The sequence below is a fragment of the Moorena sp. SIO4G3 genome, from assembly GCF_010692305.1.
GTDB lineage: Bacteria > Cyanobacteriota > Cyanobacteriia > Cyanobacteriales > Coleofasciculaceae > Moorena > Moorena producens_A.
The window spans coordinates 16,031-37,755 of sequence record NZ_JAAHIG010000008.1; the positions used below are offsets into that span (position 1 = coordinate 16,031).

A 21,725-nucleotide genomic window follows, 5' to 3' on the forward strand; every position below is an offset into this window, starting at 1 on the left:
GATAATGCAATAGTTTTACTATGCCCTTGCCTTTCAAGAACAAGTGTGTTAAAGTAAGGATATCGTAAAAGCAATGGTTTACTCCCCATGATGATTTCCACTGCACAAGCCGCTGAATTACTTGGTGTTTCTGCCACTCGCGTCCGTTACCTTCTGGGTAAGGGCAGAGTTAAAGGGGCTTATAAGGTGGGTAGAACTTGGGTGATTCCGTTGTTTGATGGGATGCCGGTGGTGACTCCTGGCACTCGCGGACCAAAACGAAACTGGTCAAAGCGTACAAATTACACTAAGGCTGTGATCCACGTTAATCAGAAAGTGATTCGCCAAAATCTCAAGACCGGGGAGCGTAATCCTGTAATTACGGTGAAGCGAGGCTCTAAAAATGTTTACGGTCATACGGTAGAGGTCAATGGCCCCTGTCGGGTGATGTATCGTCCAGATGATCCACTACATTGTGGAGCACGGGTGTGGATTGAGACGATTTCTGATTTTGAAGTAATATCGGCTTGATGGGATGTGAATGTGATCGCGTAGCGTGGCTTTAGGCCAATCGCATTCACATCAAATTAATCACAAAGTTTCCTGTGATCGCGTAGCGTGACCTACAGCCAATCCCATCAAACCAGTCAATGTTTTGCGATCGCTTTTAGCGGAAGCTTCGCTTCATCGCGTAGCGTGGCAGTAGGCCAATCGCATTCACATCGAATCAATCACAAGGTGTCCTTTTGCGATCGCTTTTAGCGGAAGCTTCGCTTCATCGCGTAGCGTGGCTTTAGGCCAATCGCATTCACATCTCGAATCAACCACAAGGTGCATCTCATTTTTTTCAATGTGGCGTAGGGTGCGTTGGGGACAGGCTCGCCCTGATTTTCTGCCTCGAGCGCCAGGGTTGGGACAGCCCACCCCGTAACACACCACCGGATTAAACAGCCTTAATGAAATCCACCCCTTTCTTGAGTATCCAGAAGTCTCTCCTGATCAGAATTTGGCAGAACGCTAATTAAGGTTGGTTCTCAAATTCCGGAAAATTAGTGGTGCTTCGCGCAGGCTTTCTTAATGGCGATCGCTCCATGGGTTCACTCAGCCTCCCGTTTGTATGCATAGTCATTTACTGTATTATGCCAACCTTGAATTCTGGTTTTAAATGTTCGCCATTCGTCATAAACCTCTTTGAAAAGAGGATTGCCTTGGGCATAGAAATTCAAGAGTTTATTAGTTTCTTCTTCAGCCTCTTGCATTATTTCCGCGCTAAACGGTTTAACTGTTTTTGTTTGTTTTATTTGTTTTAGCTGTTCACCATTTTTCTGATCGTACTCAGCCAAAATTTCCATAAGAGTTTCATGGCAAGCAGCCTTAAATATTGCTTGATAGTGAGCTGGCAGTTTATTCCATTTTTTAAGGTTTACTTGTATATCAAAGGTTGTGCCAGGTTCCCACCAACCTGGATAATAATAATATTGAGTATTTTCGTTTAACCCTAATTTTACGTCATCGTGAGGACCGGTCCACTCAGCAGCATCAATCGTCTTGTCTGCTAGTGCTCCACTAATTTCATTGGATCGAAGCGGCTGACCTCGTTTGTCTTCATCCGTTATTACACCAAATTTGGTTAAGACCTCCGCGCCCAGTCCAGGAATACGCATTACCAATCCATCAAAATCCTTGATTGAGTTGATTTCTTTTTTGAACCATCCTCCCATTTGCCCACCCGTTGCTGCGACTGGAAAGGGAATCACGTTTAAATTTAAGTTTGACCTTTGATAAATACTCTGCATAAAAGTTAACTCATCATTTGGGTCTTTTTTGTAATATAGCCAAGCATTTTGCTGTTGAGTATTTAGTCCAAATGGAATAGCTGAACCGAAAAAAAGAGGTCTATATTTGTCTTTATTGTAGTAGATACCATTATAGGCGCAGTCTAGATCTCCATTACTAACTTTTTCAAGGATTGAATCTGTATCTATATTTATTTGTGCTTTTTTATCTATTTCAATAATAAACCGACCCTTTGTCATGTTATAAATCTTATCCTTGAGCCTTCTTGGAGCTTGGGAAAGAATAATTTTGTCTGTTTCTTTTCCCAAGAAGCTAATCATTGTCCATTTGACATCTGCAACTTTTGTTACTTTTTGAACTTGAGGAGAGTACCAAACCCCGAACACAGTCAGTATTAATACAACTACGATGATAATAGGATATAATTTACGTTTAGGATTTTTGACCCAACGTTTAATCCCTTCGTAAACGTCTTTTATAAAGTTTTCGATAAACCAAAGTAAAACTTGCTTAATTGCATCAATAATAAAAATCATAGGTTATCCTATACACTTAATAGTAGTAAAAAATAGTTGTCTTAAGTGATAACTTATCAGTCATTAATCATGGCTGAACACTAATTGATAATCCATCCAGAAGTGATTGATAAAACTGAACATTGATGAATTTGAATAACCCTATTATCTAAGTCCTGAATTAATCAGTAACTGGGGGAGTCAGGGTAAACAAGCTTATTTTGAAATGGCTACTGGAGATTATATTCTTAGGATAAATATTTGGCTTATTAATGTTGTAATATTTGTTAGGTGTGCTTTTCGTTGGCGAATTTAATTCGCTAACGAAAAGCACCTCTTGATGCAGTCGCTCATGGCAGTTTACGCCAAAACCACGCTGCATTGCTTCTGAGTAAGGTTTCTAGGATGTAGATGGATTTGCCCTGTGGTGTCTTATAGTTATGTCTGTTGTCAAACCCTGATTTATTTTCAATTAAGCTGATGCCCATTTAAATTGGTTATTTCCCGTTCCCTGTTCCCTGTTCACCGTTCCCTTTGAACCTTTGACCTTTGACCAATTTAGGTATCCCAATCTCAATGCTAAACAGCTTATTGATTTTTAGGATTATTTATTTAATCAGAGTTATTGTCATTTTAGCACAATCTTCAACAAGAGGAACCAACCAGAGACAATTTTAATTTAATCTAATATCTTATTTTTTCATCAGAGAAAATAACCCTTTTCCAAATAGGTCATGAACACTAAGGCTGATTTCTGATCACATCAAAAAATATCGGAGCTCTTTCCTACTCTTCTCTTTTAGCTGTTTCTTGTTTCCGGTTAGAGCCATCTTCTGTTTACATCTCATTTAAAAACTCTAATTTCCCCGAAACAATCGATCAATTTTAAGACTTATGAATTGACAAAAAAGCCAAAATGTGCATATGTCAATCGCTTTTCCATAAGAAAGGCAACAGGGTAAGCATTCAGCCGTCAGCCGTCAGCCGTCAGCTGTCAGCTATCAGCCGTTGGCCACAGACAGGCTCAAAGCTGATAGCTGATAACTTACGCAACAGGCAACAGCTAAGAGTTGATATTTCGACAATGCAATAGTTTTATAGCACCCTTTTCCACTACTACTCCCACATACTCCACATATCCTAAATATCCCACAAAATTAGAAATTGCGATAATGTCTTGATGCAATAGCGAGTGGGGGAAACCACGGCAGTCGCTCATGGTTTGTTCGCGTTCGCCTTTGGCGTGGCCTACGGCCAAGCGTCGCCAAAGGCGATAGTTACCGTAAGACAGTTGAGCCTTAATCAATAAGTTTTACCCCTTTTCTGCATAGCCTACCAACCATAAAGGCTCAACTGTCTAAGGTTTCGTCTCCGGGGGAACCCCCAAGACCGCGCTGCCTTCCCAAGACCGCGCTGCATCGCTGCAATAGTTTTTACCACCCTTTTATAATTTTTAACTTACTACACCCACTAATCCCATTTTTCCTTTGAATTATGATAATGCAATAGTTTTACTATGCCCTTGCCTTTCAAGAACAAGTGTGTTAAAGTAAGGATATCGTAAAAGCAATGGTTTACTCCCCATGATGATTTCCACTGCACAAGCCGCTGAATTACTTGGTGTTTCTGCCACTCGCGTCCGTTACCTTCTGGGTAAGGGCAGAGTTAAAGGGGCTTATAAGGTGGGTAGAACTTGGGTGATTCCGTTGTTTGATGGGATGCCGGTGGTGACTCCTGGCACTCGCGGACCAAAACGAAACTGGTCAAAGCGTACAAATTACACTAAGGCTGTGATCCACGTTAATCAGAGGGTGATTCGCCAAAATCTAAAGACCGGGGAGCGTAATCCTGTAATTACGGTGAAGCGAGGCTCTAAAAATGTTTACGGTCATACGGTAGAGGTCAATGGCCCTTGTCGGGTGATGTATCGTCCAGATGATCCCCTCAAGTGTGGAGCACGGGTGTGGATTGAGACGATTTCTGATTTTGAAGTGATTTCAGCGTGATGGGGAATTTGCCTTGGCGTAGCTTGGCCTACCGCCAATTCCATTAAAATCGAATCACGACAAGCTGTCTTATCCTTGATGATCGGGCATTGCTGAGGGGCGAAATGAATATAAGGTGGTGCGTTACGGGACGGGCTGTCCTCACAAGGCCCGTTAGAGGCGGTCACAGCGAGCCCGTCCCTAACGCACCCTACGCAACTACTAAGCGATCGAGACTTTAGCGATCGCGTTTTTTAGATGAGCGAGACAGTAGCGATCGCGTTTTTTAGCAATCAGATTTTTCTGATCCCATAATCAGTGATCAGACCATGACTATAGGGATCCGTGTAGGAATGGTGATAATTTTTGTTCCCTGTTCCCTGTTCCCTGTTCCCTATTCCCTACTCCCTACTCCCTACTCCCTACTCCCTACTCCCTACTCCCTTGCTGTCATAACCAGCTTAGCCACTTAGCAAAGCTTCCACAAATTCATAACTAGAGAAAGGCCGCAAATCTTCAATCCCTTCCCCTGCACCAATAAACCGAATCGGTAAGCCCAGTTCCCGCACCACTGCTAAAGCGACACCACCTTTTGCACTTCCATCTAATTTTGTCAATACCACTCCACTCAGTTTTGCCGCCTCTGAGAAGACTTGTGCTTGACGTAAACCATTTTGACCTAAGGTAGCATCCAGCACTAGCAAGGATTCAACTGTGGCATCTGGGGCTTTTTTAGCGACAATTCGCCGAATTTTCGCTAATTCCTCCATTAGATTTTTCTTATTTTGTAATCGTCCTGCTGTATCCACCAACAGTAATTCGGTATTTCTAGATTGGGCAGCACTAATGCCATCAAACACAACAGCAGCTGGATCAGTATTCTTACCAGGATTAGCAATCACTTCAGTACCACTGCGCTCTCCCCAAACCTTAACTTGTTCCACTGCTGCAGCTCGAAAGGTATCTGCTGCTGCAATTAAGCAACGGTAGCCTGACTTCTGACCTAAGTTAGCGAGTTTACCAATAGTAGTAGTTTTGCCAGCACCATTGACTCCAGTCATCAGCCAGATATTCAAGGTATCGTTTTCTGGAGCAAAGGTCCGGCTGTAATTGTTACTGTAAGGTTGCTCTAGCAAATCTCTGATGATTTGTTTGAGATATGCGATCGCTTTTTCTGCTGGTAGAGACTCCTCCCGCAACCTAGCTTGTAGAGTATCAATAATATAGTCAGTGGCCTCAACTCCTACATCTGCTTGTAACAGCAGCGCCTCAATCTCCATTACCGCGTCTTGATTCAACGGGCCTTGACCCACAATCGCCTTTAGTTGGTTAATCAACCCACGACGAGTTTTGCCCAATCCCTGACGCAGTTGCTTGAGCCAGCTAATTTCCTCGATCGAGATATCCTCAGGACTTCTTCCCTGAGATGCCAACACCTCTGCTGACCACAAGAACCCATCATCAAAGGCCAGACCAAGCACATTTTGATCTATCTCTGCTTCCCCTTCATCCTCGATCACAGTTGCCACTTCGGGTTCCGGTTCAGGGGTTTCAATAGCTGTTTCCTTAAGACGTTCCAGTCGTGCTAGTCGGTTAGTGCTTGCTCGACTGGCCCAGCTTGGGCTAGAAGCGGGCGTTTCTTCCTCTGTTGTCTCAGTTGATGGAGCTATATCACTTGTCAAGGCATCTGACTCAGGGATTGGTTTATTCTCTACCGAGGTCATGGCTATAGATGAGTCATGATTAGACCTGACTGAATCCACTGAATCCGATGGTGTTGATACTACCTCCTCTACCATCTGATCAGAGGATTGCTCGGTTACTGATTCCACCGTTTCAGCAGTATCTACCGAAGCTTCACTAACCGTAGACTCTTCTAATTCAGATTCTGCTTGTGATTCTGATTCAACAGTTATCTGAGCTATCTCAGCTGTAACTGTCGTGTCAGTTTCCTCAGACCCTTCCGATGTTTCAGCCGCTGGAGATTCAGTCTCTTGTGATTCTTGAGGTTTTGCTGCCGTAGCCGTTGCTGCTGGCTGAGCGGTTGAATCATCTACTGGCTTACTGTCAGTAGTGTCTTCCTCTGGAGATTGATCTACTTGTTGCTTCTGAACATTTTTGTAGGCAGCTTTTGCCCAACTCAGGTAATCATCAGCTGCTGCCGAAGATGACTCTTCTTGGGACTTAGAATCAGCTTGGTCTATTGGTTGCTCTGTTGCCTTTTGTTCCGATTCTACTTGAGATGTATCAGAGTCCTTTTTCTTAGCAGACCCTGCGCTAGCATCAGACTTTCGGTGGAACCAATTAAAGACCATTACCCTTACTTGACTATGGCGTCAATTAACTATATATATTCAATATTTGATTTAGGATTTGAGTGCCTAGCCCTAGGCTAATCCCTAACCTTGAGTTCTCCACGGATTGAAATCGCGTGGATTCTAAGAGTCGTGTCGTTACGCGGGTTAAAACCGCGCTTGGCGCGCTTTCCAATGGCGAATCTGATTCGCCATTGGAAAGCGCCTCTCCACGACGCTCACAATACTAACTAGAAATGAATCTAGCCTGTACCGTTGTGGCAGACTCAAAACTGCCCTACCTCCCTCGGATTAACCAAAAAAAGTTAACCTGTGGATTTACTTTTAATTCACAATAGCTTTCGGAGTGGTTGTACCAAACAAATTAGGGCAATAAATCGCTACTTTTTGCTGCATTACTTACCTGTTCCATGGTCGTGGGATTCACCCCGTCTCCTCCTGGCCGGAATCTCACCGTACTAGCAAAAAATCAACGCAACCAACCTTGTTCCTTACTCGCATCTCTATTCTAACACGATAGCCGGGATTTATCCCGGTACGCTGGCCGTAGGCCACGCTACGGGAACGCTGTCCACTCAATAAATTAAGTGGCTAACTCTCGCTTGATGTTTATCTGTTTGTCTTAATTTTATCGATATTTGACTTAATATTATTAATTTTCTAATGTAGCCTTGCCTATTAGCCTAATTTTAGGCTATTCCCGATACTCCTCCTCTCTACGGTAGTGCTACACAAGTAGTGATTTTAGCTCCCGTTACCTTGACCAGACCCTAGCCAAATCACTACATCTTTACCACTACCCTCTCTACTCCCTACTCCCTACTCCCTACTCCCTACTCCCTACTCCCTACTCCCTCCTCTATTGTGTTATGGCTTGAGTTTTGATCAACTCATTGGCACGACGCAAAACACCATTAATAAAACGGTGTCCCTCCTCATCACTGTAGCGCTTAGCCAGTTCCACTGCTTCATTAATTGCGACTCGGTCTGGGATATCTAAAAACGCAATTTCCGCCACAGCCATGCGCAGAATATCCCGGTCAATACGAGGTAAGCGCTTCAGTTGCCAATCTTTAAGGGCTTGGTTCAACATCTGATCAATCTCAAGCTGTCTACGACTGACAGCTTTGAGAATTTCTAGGGTATAGCTACGGACTTCAGCGGTATTAGACAACTGGACAATTTCGGGAATCTCTACCGCACTTCCCAAGCGATTTATAGCTTTTTCAGTTAACTCAATTGCATCCGTTACCATTGCTCTAGCACTACGTACATCAGTAGCACGAGTTTCACTTTCAAGAATGCGATCGCTACCCCGTTTCAGTTCAGCCGCCGCCGTTTCTAAAGCCTCTTGAATTTCTCCAGTCAGGGTACGAACAGCCGCCAGCACCAGATTATTCAGTTGTTGTGTATCCAACCGCTCTGGTGAGTTGGGCATCTGAGAGATGCTCAAAAGAGCCAGTTCACGGGCAATTCTGCGAGGTTGCATTGTTTGTCCTTAGTTAATTTTGTCCTTTTACCCAAAACGATTAAGCGTCTTCTGTTGGCAAAACCTGCTGTATCATCTCAGGCAATGGTTCTTCCAATGGTTGCTTTTCAGGAGGCTGCTGTAGGTTAATTGGGATTCCCGGGTTATCTGGGCTAACAATTCCACCTGAGAGCAATACTTTAAAGGCATCTTCGATGGACATCGAAAGATTAATCACGTCCTGTTCAGGAACCATAGCATACCAGCCACTGGTGGGATTAGGAGTAGTAGGTATAAAAACGCTCAACATCGGGTGATTCATGTGGGATTGGAGTTGTGTACTGACAACACCGGTTACGAACGCGATCGCCCAGACTCCTTGGCGAGGATACTCTACCAAAATCACCCGGCTAAACTTAGTTTTAGAATCCTGAAAAAGGGTTTCCAAAATCTGTTTAAGGGTTTTGTATACTGAGCCAGCTAAGGGAATCGCCTGCAATAGTTTCTCACCCAAATCGAGCAACCACCGTCCAACAATGTTGCGTGCCATTAAGCCAATCAGCATAATAAATAGTAGTGGGACTGTCAGTCCCACTGCTAAATTTATCAGATTTACTAAGATGGGGTGGAGATTATCAAAAGGGTTAATTTGTTTGGGAATTCTAGTTAAAAAATTTATCACCCAGTTAGCGATTGTAATCGTCAACCAGATTGTGGTAGCCAGGGGAATTACCACTAGAATTCCTGCAATTAGGTCATTTTTTAGATCCTGCTTCAAGCCCTCGAACACAGAGCACAGATTCTCCTTTTAATAACTGAATAAAATTTTTTTTTACTAGCCACTTCAATTCCCTACTACTCTCCCAACTTTTTATGTAAGCATTCAGCTGTCAGCCGTGAGCTTTTAGCTCACGCTGGGCGAACAGCCGTCAGCTTATTTTATTGATCAGCCGTCAGCTTATTTTATTCAAAAGCTGTTCGGTGTAGAGTGCGCTATGGGCATAAACTGTTCCGGTAGCTTTGCTACAGGCCTTTTGGCTGATAGCACCTCAAGTAGCATCTCAAGTAGCGCATTAGCTTATAGCTGATAGCTGACCTTGTTATAGCCACTTTTTTTTCGAGTGGTTGAAAAAATGCCAAGGTGGATCTAGCCGTTATCGACTAGTATACCTCAGTTCGTTCTCATCAATTTACTCGCCTATGAAAAGGATACAGGATACAGAATTCAGTTGTGATCATAATAATTCAGCTATGTTAGTGGGACTAGACAGAACGATTGTTGGTTTTGAACGAGGATTTCAAGGTAAAAATTCCTTGACAATCAATTAGTCTGACTCGAAGCTCCTGACTTTATACTGCTCAATCGAAGCATAGTTGGTTATGTGGAAAGACACTAATTTTAAAGGAGGTGGAGTGGGAGGAAAGTGTGGTTGCTTTACCCCATGGGAAGCTATATCATAGGAATAACCTACGCTGCACCAATTAACTGATACCAATAGTCAACCTTGGTAATTGCGACCCATGGCTAACATTCTCCTTGTAAAGGGAAGTTTTAACAGTGGAATTACACCTGTTTTCCCTTTTCATTCTAGAGTTGGGAGATGGCTTTAGCTACTCCAAATCTGGTTTCTAGATACTGCCACAAAACGGTAGCCCGTTTGCATCAATCTAAAAGACCACTTCCTAAGTCTAGCGCTAGTTAATGCTGGACAAGATGATGGCCTTTGGCGCGTTATACCCATGACTAGATTTTATCGAGCACTAGCTATAGAGTTATTACTGGCATGAACTAAGATCAGACCAGCTTTTTCCCTTTGACCAGATCAATTGGTATTATTCTTTACATATTACCAGAGATTACATATTACCAGAGATAGATTAACAAAGATAGAGAATCGTAATTGACACTCTGCGGTGATTAGACGCGGGGATTGCTTAGAGGAGATAATCATGGATAGCATTACTGGTGGGCAACTACCAATTTCTCGGTAGTCCTCAAGGTAGTCATCAAGGCGGTGCTAATTGCCTCTACCATGTCCGGCAAAATGCCATTGAGTATAATTTTGTGTTTGGTAGCGTTGGCTTCCCCGAAGTTCTTGATTCCCTCACAACAACGGCTTTTGCTTGTAGAGGCACCGATTGGATTGACACTCCCCGTCCTGTTCGCGTAGCCTCTGGCACTGCCAGTAAGGAGCGGGGATTCTTGGCTCTACGACTCGTCGTGGCTCTTTCAAACCGGAGTCAGAAAAAGTAGAGGACAAATTTCCCCAAGCGTGATTGATCATAGATCTAGGTTTCGGTGTGCCGGAAACGCGCGCCTTATCAGAGCGATGCAGCGCGGTCTTGGGAAGGCAGCGCCGACCTGTGGGGGTTCCCCCCACTCGCGCTTTGCCGTGGTTTCCCCCACTCGCGCTTTGCATGAAGACAGGGTCGCCTTAATCAAAAGCGATGCAGCGCCTTCATGCGGGGGTTTCCCCCACTCGCGCTTTGCATCAAGAAAGGTTAAAACTTTTTACACAAGCGCCGACTAACTATAAAGGCGACCCTCTTGTTACGGTAACTTCTAACCCCACCGTACCTTTTTTATATGAATAGACAGAGGTGCGACCCGTGGCGAATTTAATTCTTAATAGGTCAAGGGCACCTTTATACTTTTTTATCTAAGTTTTTCATAGACGTTGTAGTGGTTAGACCAAATTACGCAATACGTATCTCATACATATTTTTTACGTTGTCTACTTATGATTAGATAGTACCTATCTGACTAGCTTGTTTATTGCTTATGCTTTTATTCTATCACATCCGACGGAAAAGCCGTCGTTCGCGTAGCGTGGCCAAAGGCCAACGAAGGATTTAAAGTTACCGTAAGAGAGGGTCGCCTTAATTATCAAGTTTTAACCTTTTTGCGCGAGACCGACCCACCTTAAAGGCGACCCTCTCGTTCGGCGCGCGTCTCTAGGGGCGCGATTACCCAAATCTTTTGGTAATAAATTATGGTAGCTACCTTTTGACCAAAACTTCCCTCTACCAGGAGTTTCACCTTTCCTTTAATGGTTGTTGCGTCTTCTGTATTTTAACCTAGATTCGCGCCAAAAGCTGGTTATTGCTGCTAGGTCAAAGTCCTCCCTGGTCATTAGATGCGGGGTTTCCTGCTACCCAGTTTTACTATGAAATGTTTGATTTATCGGTTAGTTAGCCAATTCAGTTAGTTAGCCAATGGTATAGTAATCTATTTGATTCTACCGTAATCTGAGCGAAATACTACTAGGATGATGATGAAGTGACCTGGGTAGCATCAGAGTCTTTTGAGACTGGGGAAGTTGAGGGCATGACATGGCTACTCGGAGGCGGAATGGGATGCTTAAGTTCCCAAACTTTGAGCAATATCAGATACTCATAAAATGCTTGTAAGGTACACCAGGTAAACCCGGCTTGACCATCCAAGAAGCCTCCGAGTAGGAAGTACATGTATAGAAAACGCAATACAGGTCGCCAGGGCAAGCGTAAGGACAAATTTTTCAGGGCACGGCGTCTTTCTACTTCCGAACGCCCAAAAAATAGGTCTCGCCACTCAACAGTTCCTTGCTCCAACTGGCGCAAGGTTTCGAGGGCTTCGTCGGTAGAGTAGCGATTGTGTTTATCAATCCAGCGGGTAAATCCCTTACTGTTGGTGTAGTGAGGATATGTTTCTTTTATGAAACCAGTCGGTCCATCACATACTTCCCGTTCCGTATGACCATAATCATCAAACCAAACCTTTTCCTTACGAAACAGCCGTAGTTGGTAACGGGGATACTGAGTAGAGTAGCGAATCCAGCGATTCATGAACATGACCCGCTCTGCAACGTAATAAGCCACATGCTCCTGTCGTTGTATTGCTCCCTGGCATTCGGAAAATAACTCAGGGGTCATGCGTTCATCAGCTTCAAGGATATAGACCCATTCGTACTTGGTGGGCACTTCCTTTAGCATCCAGGTGCGCTGACGTCCGTGACTTTCAAAGGCGTGCTGCACAACTCGCACCGGATACTGACTAGCAATTTCTACAGTGCGATCGCTACTGATTGAATCTACGATAATCACATCGTCCGAGAGTAGGGCTGACTCGATACAAGCAGCAATATCTAGGTCTTCGTTGTAGGTCAGGATATAGATAGAGAACATCTCAAGCGGATCATTATCAAAAATCTGGTCAGGGTTAAAAGTTTCCACCCTACTAAGCTTGCCCACGACGGGTTACTGGTGTACTTCCCAACCCTCGCAATCCGGTCCAGCCAATGGCAATATAGCCAATTGCTAGGAGTAAGCTACTCAGACCAGTTTTAATGCCCAGTTTGAAAGCTTCTGTGGTGGCTCGTTTCTCTAGTTGAAGTTTCTGACTACGGATTTGGTTAATATTCTGCTCTACTTCTTGATTGAGGACATCAGGGTTTTCCTTAATTGCCTGCAATTGTTGTCTAACTCTGTTAGCCTGAGCTTTGGCTTGCTCAAGCTGCTGTGCTGGAATCCTACCACTTTTAATGGCTGCGTCTAAATCGGCGAGTCTCTTTTCTACCTGGGCTATACCTTGAGGACTTTTGAGAAGTTCAGTGACTTGCTGAGTGCGGTTTTCCAGTTGAACTTCGGCGCTCTTAGCTCTTTGGTTAATTTGTTCTAGAGCCTGGGAACTTTGCAAACGAAGGTTATTGAGATGCAGGGGTACCATTAGCAGAAAGACCAACCCTAGAAAACTAGAGAGACACAGCACCCAAAATCGGAGATCTTGAACCGAAGATTTTGGCTCTGTAGTAGCGGTAGCAGCACTTTGAGCAATCCAATATCCAGCAAATAAAAACCCAATGCCGACCATAGGGATAATACCTCGGTCAACAACTTGGGTAGCAAAGTTCAACTGCCACTCTGGCTTTAACAGGTTAGCTCCCTGTGGGGGAATTGCCAAAATGATGTAATCCAAAAGGGAAGAAACGATCATTATCAGCCCGACAACCTTAAGAGTCAGAGCAGTAAACGAGGAATAAACAGAATTAGTATTCATGGGCTATGAAGCGCGATTATTAGATTAACGTGACATCCTCCCGACGCTGACCCTACGGCTACAGCCCGGGCTTCCCAACCTCACGATTGGATATTCCTGCCCCACGCCAGTTATCTAGGTCATCGACCCCCGACAGACCGACTTGACAGGCTGTTTCCATTCCCCAGAGTCCCTGGGCGACTATTGGCTCTAATCCATGATGCAAAACCATTTCTGCCGCAGCATGATCCCGATGGGTTCGATATCCACAATCAGGGCAATGATGCTCTCTAACTTCCAGTCCCTTGGGCACAGTGCCCAGGCACTTGGGGCAGGTCTGGCTAGTGCCGTTGGGGTTGACTTTGGCAAAGTATACCCCACGCTTCCAGCAGACCCATTCAGTCAAAGACAAGAATTGCCCAAAGGCAGCATCAACGCAATCTTTACGCAACATCCCTCTAGTGAGGCCTTTAGGGTTGAGGTCTTCTGCAAAGATGGTTTGGGCTTGCTCACAAAGCTGATGAGCCGTTTTCAGGTGAAAGTCTTTGCGACGATTGGCAATGCGATGGTGTATCCTCGCCACTTTAATTTGCGCCTTCTCCCAATTTTGAGAACGCTTTTGTTTTCTAGCCACTCTGCGTTGCAGCGATTTCAGCTTGCGTTGCATGGACTTAAAAAACTTAGGACGTTGCTGGAAGCTGCCATCGGAAGCGGTCAAGAATCTCTCCAATCCGAGATCAATTCCAATAGCACGACCGTGAAGCGGAGCATCCGGAACCGAAACATCAGATTCGATCGTGACAACCACATACCATTGTGTGCCTCGCACTTTAGACAAGACCCGAACTTGCTTGATCTTGAATCGATCAGGAATCGGTCGATGCAAGTTGATGGGAACCAAGCCAATCTTCGGCAACTTGATGGTGAAGCCGTTGAGAGGATTGTTCTTGAATTGAGGAAACACAAAGGACTTGAATTGACCCAACTTTTTGAATCGTGGGAATCCATACCCACGCTTTTGACATGAATCCCAGGTGTCGTGCAGTCTACGAATCGTAGTTTGCAGCACTTGAGAATGCACCTTGCTCAAGTGGGGGAATTGTTTCTTGGCCTTGGGCAAGTTATTTTGCTGGCGATGATAGGACGGAAAGGGTTTCACAGCCGCAATGATGTATTCCTTTTGTAGGGAGCACCTATCTGTCATGCACTTACGCGAAGCAATCCAGTCTTTGAGTTCGCGCAATGCATAGTTGTATATGCCTCTGCATATCTCAAGCCATTCCAGCAGTTCAGTCTGCTGAGTGGAGTCTGGATAGATTCGGTAGGTGTAGTTCATCCTCAGCATGACTCTAGTTTGCCATAAGCCAGAGCTAATGGTAAATGCTGGTCTTATCCCCATCGAGGGGATAAGACCTTTCAAGGGGAGTCCATGTATCCCGACGCTGATGCTACGCATACAGCGCGGGACTTATCGCTCCCCGAACCCCTCAAAAGTTAATCATCGACTTGGGGAATTTACTGAGTAATCCTTCCTAAACTTACTGGCTTACTAGTTTTTAGAGTAGTTTTTGGGGTACTCAGTAAAGTTGAAAAATAGAACAGCAGGAGAGCCAACCATGGCGCTTTGCCCATATTAACCTATGGCCATCGATAATCCTAACTCCAACATCCGTTGCTGGTGTTACGTTTTAGATGGGAAATCCCGCGCTCTACCTTTTAGGTGAGCGTTACGAGCCGCAGGCCATTAACCATTAACCATTAACCATTAACCATTAACCATTAACCACTAATCAAGGTGTTAGGATAATTTCTGGTATTCTTCCTGAATCAGGTAAAGCGATCGCACAATAGCTGATTAACGGTAGTCTTGTGGATGTAGTGTTCCTCGGCAGACAGGTTTTATGAACAAAGTGGTTGAAGTTGTACCGGATAAAGAAGCTTTGATTAGGCGAGCTGTTGATGTTGTCCTCAGTAAAATCGAAGGAGCAATCGAGGCTAACGGTCGTTGTACCATTGCCCTTGCTGGCGGTAGCACCCCAGCGCCTTTGTACGAAGCGATCGCTACCTTTGACCTTGCCTGGAATAACATTCATGTGTTTTGGGGTGATGAACGCTATGTTAGTCCCGATGACCCGGATAGTAATCAAAGGATGGCTCGTCTGGCCTGGTTAGACAAAGTCGATATACCAGAAGCTAACATTCACCCCATGCCCACCGACGGCTCTAGCCCTGCTGCTGACGCGGATAAACATCAAGCTCAACTGTATGAGTTTTTTGGCATACCAGTAGGAGAGTTTCCTGGCTTTGATGTAATTTTGTTAGGCATTGGTGATGATGGCCATACTGCTTCCCTATTCCCCCATACAGAGGCTCTGCAAGTAAAAGACCGACTCGTTACAGTTGGCAACAAAGATGGTCAACCACGAATCACCTTTACCTCCACCTTGATTAACCATGCCAACTGCGTTATGTTTCTGGTTGCTGGTGCTGGCAAAAGAGCAGCCTTAGCTGAAATATTTGCCCCCGAAGCTGATCCACAAACCTATCCAGCTCGGTTGATCCAGCCCCAAGGAGAACTTTGGTGGCTTCTAGATGAATCAGCAGGTCAAGATTTGAAACATTGACAAGTGCGGAAGTGTCAAGTGTGAACGATGAAGTGCGAAACAATTGTATCCGGTTACTGAGAAACTATTCTAGTTTTAGGGGATATATGTTATATTTTTATGGATTTTGATAATTCATTAGGGTGACTTGCCTGGTAGCCTTTTGTGTGGAAGCCTTTTGCCTTCGATGCTCCCACTCTAGCTAAAACCCGCACCAATCCCAGGTCTCCTCAGATAGGGGAGCGGTGGTTGGATGCGGGACAGGAATTAATTCCAATTTTAACCGAAAATAGCCCAAGTCTACTGTAGTCTAATCAGCGAGAAGGTTGCTGGATTAGATAGCAGCAAAAATAACCAAACAGTAACGTCAATCAAGTCTATTAAAAGTGGGGCAGTACGTTTTCCTGGCAAGAAAACGCGCCATGCATGAGGAAATCCAGTTATTGATAGTTCTATAACTAATAGTACCTCGTTCGCGCAGAGTCTCCAAAGGCTAAAGAAGTTCTGGTAGCCTTAAGAGGTGCATTAAGCCTACACTTGCCCGATCGGGAAGTGTATGATCGTCACATGATCTGAAACTAGATAATAGCTGTTAAAAATAATAAATTAAAGTTCTATGATTGTTTGCCCTAACTGCAATCACCAAAATCCGGAAGGGGCTACCCAATGTGAAGCCTGCTACACTCCCTTACCTTCCACTACCAGCTGTCCTAACTGTGGTGCAACAGTTCAGACTGACGCAAGCTTCTGTGGTCAGTGTGGATTTCACTTGAATGTGGGTGCCAATATGGAGAAAGGGGAGAAATCAGGGTCAAACTCTACCCCAGAGATACCCGACTTGGTATCCCCAGAACCACTTGTTGAACCTATACCGATGGCTATGAATACTCAAGTCCCCGATCCAGCATCCAATCCTATCAGTTCTGATGATGCTGAATCTACCACCGCTATGCCAGCTACGGTCGTTAATCCAGCCCTCAACTCAGAAGCATTTCAACCGCAGAATCTTGACTTAGAAACCCTGCCATTGCCGCTGCCTACTGTTGGGAATTTAGGGGTTTCTCAAGAAGAATCTAGCCAAAACGTAACCTCACCGTCAATACCAGAAGCTGACTTAGAGAACCCGCCACCCCCCTATGTACCGGATAGAGGTAGTGCCCAAACTCAGTTGCAGGTAATCTCAGCTCAACTGTTGCATATGCAAACCAATACAACAATTGAGTTACCGCAGCATATATCAGTGATTCATATGGGTAAGCCCAATGATAAAATTCCACCGGATATTGATGTCTCTGGTTTTCCTGACTCAGACATTGTCTCTCGCATTCACGCCGATATCAGAGTTGAGGGGGATACCTACTATATTGAAGATGTAGGCAGCTCCAATGGCACTTATGTCAACCACACGTCTCTAGCACCAGGCAATCGGCATCGACTAAGAACAGGCGATCGCATTAGCTTGGGGAAAGGTGATAAAGTGACATTTTTGTTCCAAAGTTCTTGAGTTTCCGGTGCTAGGTAGGTGTGACAGCTGGTTGTGCAAAATTGATCTCGGACAAAGCCCTGACCTAAAGATCTAGCTAGGTCAGGGCAGTTTACTATCGGGGCGGTTTACTAAAGGATGTTTCAAGAGAGGGCTTATAGTCAATTGCAGACCTTCCTTTTAAGTGATAGCCTTAGATTAACAATTCACCATGGTGGCACTCTCCTAGATTGCCCCTTCTAGTAAGGTCGTCTATAGTCATAGTGTTTACATTAAATTCTATATTAATATAGGTGTGCCTTAATTGGGGTGCATGTCAGTCCTTGTAAATCTAAGCAGATATGACTAACTCTGGCAGCCGTTTTGGCTGTATAAGCAAGGAAATCCCACGTCGTGTCGGTGGGGGATAGTTAACAGTATCAGGCCGTGAGGACAAAATCCTTGAAAGATGTGACACCGGCGATTACCCTAACCCTACTGCATCCTCTCCAGTCTGTGCCTGTTCAAAGTTGGCCCTTTGAAACAGAATCAGTGATTCGGATTGGCCGGTCAACCGATAATCAGGTTATTCTCTATAGCGCTGTAGTTTCCCGTCACCATGTAGAACTACGGCGAAATCCTAATGGTTGGGAAATTATCAGTTTAGGTGCCAATGGCACCTACATGGATGGCAAGCGGATTACCCAAATGCCGGTTATCGATGGGATGATTATTCGTCTAGCTAGTTCGGGTCCGAAAATTCAGATTCATGTTAATGGAGAAATGCCTTCAGCAAGGCTGAAGACAATTTTGGATAAGCGTACCTCTGAACGAAAGCGGAACATCAATTCATTCAATAATACGTTGATAAATGCCGAAAGCACCCAATCCGATCAAAGTGAGTCAACTGAAATGGAAGATTGAACTTTTATGGTAATTGATGCTAATTACTAATTGGTAAGTTGACTAAGATCAGCGCATACGAAGAAGAGTTAGATGTGTTCATCATTAAGATATTATTAGTTGGTTTACTGCAGCTACTACTGTGGGATTTCCTGTCTACTTTTGTTTACCATGTCCCTGAGCACGTTTTTGGCAAATTCCATGCCATAGTACACCATAGTAAGAATCGTAGCTTCATTCACTATGCTTTATTAACTAAGAACCCCCTGGTAATGCTTGATCGCGCACGCAGGTACCTTTCCTTATTTGATGTTTGTGCCTTGGTTCTGGCAGATTTCTCCTCTAGGAACTATCTTGGGACTAGTCTTGGGTGAGCTTCATCTTATTTGGAGGCATGTTTTTGTGATGGATTGGAAAACTCCCCATATCCTAGAGCGCCTTTGCAACTTATTGTGCATTACTACTCCAGAAAAGCATTGGCTTCATCATCAGGATGCAACAATTGCTTATGGGGAGATCTTCACATTTTACGACCAACCAGCACAAGCCTGGTATAGGTTTTTGATGTCAGTTAAGAAGAAATATAAGCTAAGTAGGGAGAAATTAACTTAGGATTCTGGCTATGGAAGATGGAAATTTTATGGTAATTGGTAATTGGTAATTGGTAATTGGTAATTGGTAATTGGTAATTCGTCATTAAAATAGAACTTACTCAAAACTAGACTCTAAACGCGCTTATTTAGTAGGAACCCAAGGCTTCCGTTCCTACTGGCTTAGCCAGCTTAATTTGATGCATTATTATTATCCTCTTCTTAGCATTTAACCTTTTTCCTATTACTTTATATTAGACCATTTTAAGCTGGCCATGGGACTAAAAGTAACGTTACTGCGGGAACGCTCCAATTCAAAAATAACGCTTTGAACCTGACAGTGGAGATCTTGTTATTGGGGGCTAGGGGTGACGCTAAGGCACAGCCCTTAGCTACCAACTGCTCATTGACCAACACACCATCTATCCATACATAGGCTAACCAGCGACTATAGCGGTCTTGTTCCTCTACATCGAGCTCTAACATAACCGATTGTTGATCACTAGTTTCACTAAGCATCTTCTGTAAACAGGTTTTGGCCTGATCTCCCCAAGGCTTTTGTTTCCAGCTTGGTGCCTCTATACCAATCATCCGGATTCGTGCCACTAATGGTGGATCTTGATTGGTGATCAAGACATCCACCGTGTGTCCACTGATCACCTGTTGCACTTGAGCACTAGTCTGGTTGGGGACATTGGTCAATTGGCAACCCCCGAGGAAGAGCAGAAAGCAACTCAGCAGGCTACCCGCTCTACTGTACCTCTGCTCCGCTAGTGTCCTAATCCTCATCCAGTGGCAGCCCAAACCGAACCTTGCCTTTAGCAAAATATCGACCGAACTGAAGTTCATACACTTCATCTTCATCCTGAGTCTCTACCTCTAGGTCTGACCGGGGATAACTCACACATAATAGAGCATAGCCTTGCTCCCGCAATTGTGGAGATAGTCCCATGGCTTCCGGTTGGTAGACTTTTCCTGCCAACACTCGCACTGCGCAAGTGGTACAGGCTCCATTGCGGCAGGCAAAGGGTAGCTCCACACCTTGGTTTTCGGCGGAATGCAAGATATAGCGGTCTGTTGGCACGTTTACCTTGTGCTTAGCACCAGTTTGGCGATTATGAATCTGAATGGTGTACGATTGAGTCATTGACTTCCTATATAATTTTCTGTATAATAAGAAATCGGGCGATGAGTTGAGAAAAATTCAAAGCTCCAACTGAATACTTTACCTGGAGAGGTGGCCGAGTGGTTGAAGGCGCAGCACTGGAAATGCTGTTTAGGGGTAACTCTAACGAGGGTTCGAATCCCTCCCTCTCCGTACCGATTCGATCAATACTATCAGCATTCAGCGGTCAGGATTCAGCGGTCAGAATTCAGCCGTCAGCCGTCAGCCGTCAGCCGTTGGCCTTTGCCTTTTCGTGTAGCGTGGCACAGGCTTTGGCCTTGGCCTTTGGCCACGCTACGCGAATGGCCACGCTGTGCGAACGAGCCTGGGAGCTAACCCATAAGCTGATAACTGATAGCTGAACGCGCACGCGTGCGCGTAGCGCTAATCGCTGTTCGCTGATAACTGAAGCTGACCGAAATACAAACCTGAAAGTCAATTAAGAGGGCTATTCCTTATCAAAAACTTTGGGTCTAAAACCCGGTCCTTCGTACGGCGGCTTTTTAGTTGTCACTCACAAGTTTCATTTGGTATAAGCTGGTTACAGGGTACAGGCTGAAAAACCGAGGCGCAACCGGGAGAAAGACCCGCCACTGCTCGACCTTAAAGTAGTAATGCCCGGAGGGTAGGGAAAGTCCTCCTTTCTTGATGCAATAGCGAGTGGGGGAAACCCCCAAGACCGCGCTGCATCGCTAAAAACCCAATCATCAATTAACAGTTGGTGTGTGAACCCAGCTGCATCACAGTTTGAAAATAAATGGTACGGCGGGGCACGCCGGAACCAAGTGAAACAGGGAAGCAACCGACTTCATAAGGCACTTCCCAATAAGTAGCTAAACGCCCAAGGAGATTAGCCCGCTGGGTCTTTTGTGAACTGACTAGAGTCTTGGTCTTGACGGGATTTTGGTTTAGATATTGCCCGATTTTTGGCGGCGTCAAAGATTAGGACACAAAGGTTTAAGGCCGATCGTAGATCTGGGAATCCCCGTCCTTCCAGGGCGGGGAGTGTCAAAAAATAATTAAGATCCCAATATAGAGCATCTAGCTGTAAGCCTGAAATGAAGCAGTTGATTCAAGGTCTGCATCGATTCCAGACCAATTACTTCGAGACCCACCGAGACCTATTTGAGTTACTGTCTCACGGGCAGCATCCCAGGGTACTATTCATTACCTGTTCAGATTCTCGGATTGACCCGAGTCTGATTACTCAAACTGAGCCTGGTGAAATGTTCATTATCCGCAATGCCGGGAATATCATACCGCCTTATGGAGCAAGTAATGGCGGTGAACCAGCAGCAGTAGAGTATGCTATCTATGCGTTAGGCATTAATGAAATTATAGTATGCGGTCACTATCGCTGTGGAGCGATGAAAGGTTTACTGAAAATCGACAAGCTAGAAGAGGACATGCCAGCCGTTTACCAATGGCTCAAGCATGCCGAAGCTACTCGCCGGATTATCAAAGAACACTATCAAGACTACGAAGGTGACGAACTCCTGAATGGGGCGGTGGAGGAAAACGTCCTTAACCAGCTACAAAATTTACGTACTTACCCAGTTATTCAATCTCGACTCAGAAGTGAGGAAATTCGGCTTCATGGCTGGGTCTATAAGATAGAAACGGGAGAGGTTCTGGAATATAGTCCACTGCAAAAGCAGTTTGTACCCCCTCAAACCCAGTTTTCAAGAGGAGCATGGATAACACCTCAGCAGCAAGCAAGAATTTATAAAGGTTCTCCCGAATAAACTCTAATCTAAGTGATAATAATAAGCGAAAAAAAAAGTAGATGCTACCCTGCTTAGAGGTGCTATAATCTAATTAGCATCATTTTTACTCTTAGCCTGTAGTAAACTGTTGTCAGTAAGTCGTAAACAGTTTACAGCCAACAGTTGAATCAGCTTCTTAGTTTACAACAACCTATTTGCAACA

Annotated in this window: 20 protein-coding genes and 1 tRNA gene; 12 read left to right on the forward strand and 9 right to left on the reverse strand. The window is 44.7% G+C overall.

Features of this window, described 5'->3' with window-relative positions; translation table 11 throughout:
• Positions 1-87 precede the first annotated feature (87 nt).
• Positions 88-510 (forward strand): helix-turn-helix domain-containing protein, encoded by a 423-nt coding sequence (locus tag F6J99_RS02675; RefSeq protein ID WP_070392843.1) that lies wholly within the window; start codon positions 88-90, stop codon positions 508-510.
• A 566-nt stretch (positions 511-1,076) separates the two neighbouring features.
• Here the strand turns inward: F6J99_RS02675 and F6J99_RS02680 are convergent.
• The gene (locus F6J99_RS02680; protein ID WP_293111596.1) at positions 1,077-2,312 is read right to left on the reverse strand and encodes an ABC transporter substrate-binding protein; all 1,236 of its coding nucleotides are present in this window, start codon (positions 2,310-2,312) and stop codon (positions 1,077-1,079) included.
• An 895-nt stretch (positions 2,313-3,207) separates the two neighbouring features.
• On the opposite strand from F6J99_RS02680, the gene F6J99_RS02685 reads away from it, so the two are divergent.
• From F6J99_RS02685 to F6J99_RS02695, 3 genes are all read left to right on the forward strand, one after another.
• Positions 3,208-3,384 carry a hypothetical protein gene (locus F6J99_RS02685; protein ID WP_293111597.1) on the forward strand — a complete coding sequence of 59 codons (177 nt, stop codon included), beginning with the start codon at positions 3,208-3,210 and terminating at the stop codon, positions 3,382-3,384.
• A gap of 490 nt (positions 3,385-3,874) precedes the next feature.
• Complete coding sequence (locus tag F6J99_RS02690; protein WP_293111598.1) at positions 3,875-4,297, forward strand: helix-turn-helix domain-containing protein; 423 nt, start codon at positions 3,875-3,877, stop codon at positions 4,295-4,297.
• Positions 4,298-4,605: 308 nt separating this feature from the next.
• Positions 4,606-4,749, forward strand: coding sequence for a hypothetical protein (locus F6J99_RS02695; RefSeq protein ID WP_293111599.1), 144 nt, complete (start codon positions 4,606-4,608; stop codon positions 4,747-4,749).
• On the opposite strand, the gene ftsY is transcribed toward F6J99_RS02695, so the two are convergent.
• The 3 genes from ftsY to F6J99_RS02710 form a co-directional block, all read right to left on the reverse strand.
• Positions 4,738-6,591 carry a signal recognition particle-docking protein FtsY gene (ftsY, locus tag F6J99_RS02700; RefSeq protein WP_293111600.1) on the reverse strand — a complete coding sequence of 618 codons (1,854 nt, stop codon included), beginning with the start codon at positions 6,589-6,591 and terminating at the stop codon, positions 4,738-4,740. The genes F6J99_RS02695 and ftsY overlap by 12 nt on opposite strands.
• A gap of 859 nt (positions 6,592-7,450) precedes the next feature.
• The gene (nusB, locus tag F6J99_RS02705) at positions 7,451-8,080 is read right to left on the reverse strand and encodes a transcription antitermination factor NusB (RefSeq protein WP_293111601.1); all 630 of its coding nucleotides are present in this window, start codon (positions 8,078-8,080) and stop codon (positions 7,451-7,453) included.
• A 40-nt stretch (positions 8,081-8,120) separates the two neighbouring features.
• Positions 8,121-8,849 carry a DUF502 domain-containing protein gene (locus F6J99_RS02710; RefSeq protein ID WP_070392836.1) on the reverse strand — a complete coding sequence of 243 codons (729 nt, stop codon included), beginning with the start codon at positions 8,847-8,849 and terminating at the stop codon, positions 8,121-8,123.
• 1,176 nt (positions 8,850-10,025) lie between these two features.
• Here F6J99_RS02710 and F6J99_RS02715 point away from each other — a divergent pair.
• On the forward strand, positions 10,026-10,313 hold the full coding sequence (locus F6J99_RS02715; RefSeq protein WP_293111602.1) for a hypothetical protein: 288 nt from the start codon (positions 10,026-10,028) through the stop codon (positions 10,311-10,313).
• A gap of 1,010 nt (positions 10,314-11,323) precedes the next feature.
• On the opposite strand, the gene F6J99_RS02720 is transcribed toward F6J99_RS02715, so the two are convergent.
• Genes F6J99_RS02720 through F6J99_RS02730 form a run of 3 tightly spaced genes read right to left on the reverse strand, consistent with a single transcriptional unit; the run spans position 11,324 to position 14,409 of the window.
• A complete protein-coding gene (locus F6J99_RS02720; protein WP_293111610.1) occupies positions 11,324-12,223 on the reverse strand; it encodes a glycosyltransferase family 2 protein in 900 nt (299 codons plus the stop codon).
• A 52-nt stretch (positions 12,224-12,275) separates the two neighbouring features.
• On the reverse strand, positions 12,276-13,094 hold the full coding sequence (locus F6J99_RS02725) for an HpsJ family protein (RefSeq protein ID WP_070392834.1): 819 nt from the start codon (positions 13,092-13,094) through the stop codon (positions 12,276-12,278).
• 58 nt (positions 13,095-13,152) lie between these two features.
• The gene (locus F6J99_RS02730; protein WP_293111603.1) at positions 13,153-14,409 is read right to left on the reverse strand and encodes a transposase; all 1,257 of its coding nucleotides are present in this window, start codon (positions 14,407-14,409) and stop codon (positions 13,153-13,155) included.
• A gap of 565 nt (positions 14,410-14,974) precedes the next feature.
• Between F6J99_RS02730 and pgl the strand changes: the two genes are divergently transcribed.
• The 4 genes from pgl to F6J99_RS02750 all read left to right on the forward strand — a co-directional run bounded on the left by pgl (position 14,975) and on the right by F6J99_RS02750 (position 18,653).
• Complete coding sequence (gene pgl / locus F6J99_RS02735) at positions 14,975-15,697, forward strand: 6-phosphogluconolactonase (protein ID WP_293111604.1); 723 nt, start codon at positions 14,975-14,977, stop codon at positions 15,695-15,697.
• 595 nt (positions 15,698-16,292) lie between these two features.
• Positions 16,293-17,180 (forward strand): FHA domain-containing protein, encoded by an 888-nt coding sequence (locus F6J99_RS02740; RefSeq protein WP_293111605.1) that lies wholly within the window; start codon positions 16,293-16,295, stop codon positions 17,178-17,180.
• Positions 17,181-17,600: 420 nt separating this feature from the next.
• Entirely contained in the window at positions 17,601-18,062 is a 462-nt protein-coding gene (locus tag F6J99_RS02745; protein ID WP_293111606.1) for an FHA domain-containing protein, read from the forward strand.
• Positions 18,063-18,350: 288 nt separating this feature from the next.
• Complete coding sequence (locus F6J99_RS02750; RefSeq protein ID WP_293056023.1) at positions 18,351-18,653, forward strand: hypothetical protein; 303 nt, start codon at positions 18,351-18,353, stop codon at positions 18,651-18,653.
• A 242-nt stretch (positions 18,654-18,895) separates the two neighbouring features.
• Here F6J99_RS02750 and F6J99_RS02755 read toward each other — a convergent pair whose 3' ends face one another.
• Positions 18,896-19,333 (reverse strand): thermonuclease family protein, encoded by a 438-nt coding sequence (locus tag F6J99_RS02755; RefSeq protein ID WP_293111607.1) that lies wholly within the window; start codon positions 19,331-19,333, stop codon positions 18,896-18,898.
• A 76-nt stretch (positions 19,334-19,409) separates the two neighbouring features.
• Positions 19,410-19,778, reverse strand: a complete 369-nt coding sequence (locus F6J99_RS02760; protein ID WP_008178059.1) for a 2Fe-2S iron-sulfur cluster-binding protein — start codon at positions 19,776-19,778, stop codon at positions 19,410-19,412.
• A gap of 84 nt (positions 19,779-19,862) precedes the next feature.
• On the opposite strand from F6J99_RS02760, the gene F6J99_RS02765 reads away from it, so the two are divergent.
• The 3 genes from F6J99_RS02765 to F6J99_RS02775 all read left to right on the forward strand — a co-directional run bounded on the left by F6J99_RS02765 (position 19,863) and on the right by F6J99_RS02775 (position 21,541).
• Positions 19,863-19,949: transfer RNA gene (locus F6J99_RS02765), tRNA-Ser, on the forward strand.
• Between the two features lie 83 nt (positions 19,950-20,032).
• On the forward strand, positions 20,033-20,158 hold the full coding sequence (locus F6J99_RS02770; protein WP_293111608.1) for a hypothetical protein: 126 nt from the start codon (positions 20,033-20,035) through the stop codon (positions 20,156-20,158).
• 696 nt (positions 20,159-20,854) lie between these two features.
• The gene (locus tag F6J99_RS02775) at positions 20,855-21,541 is read left to right on the forward strand and encodes a carbonic anhydrase (RefSeq protein ID WP_293111609.1); all 687 of its coding nucleotides are present in this window, start codon (positions 20,855-20,857) and stop codon (positions 21,539-21,541) included.
• Positions 21,542-21,725 lie beyond the last annotated feature (184 nt).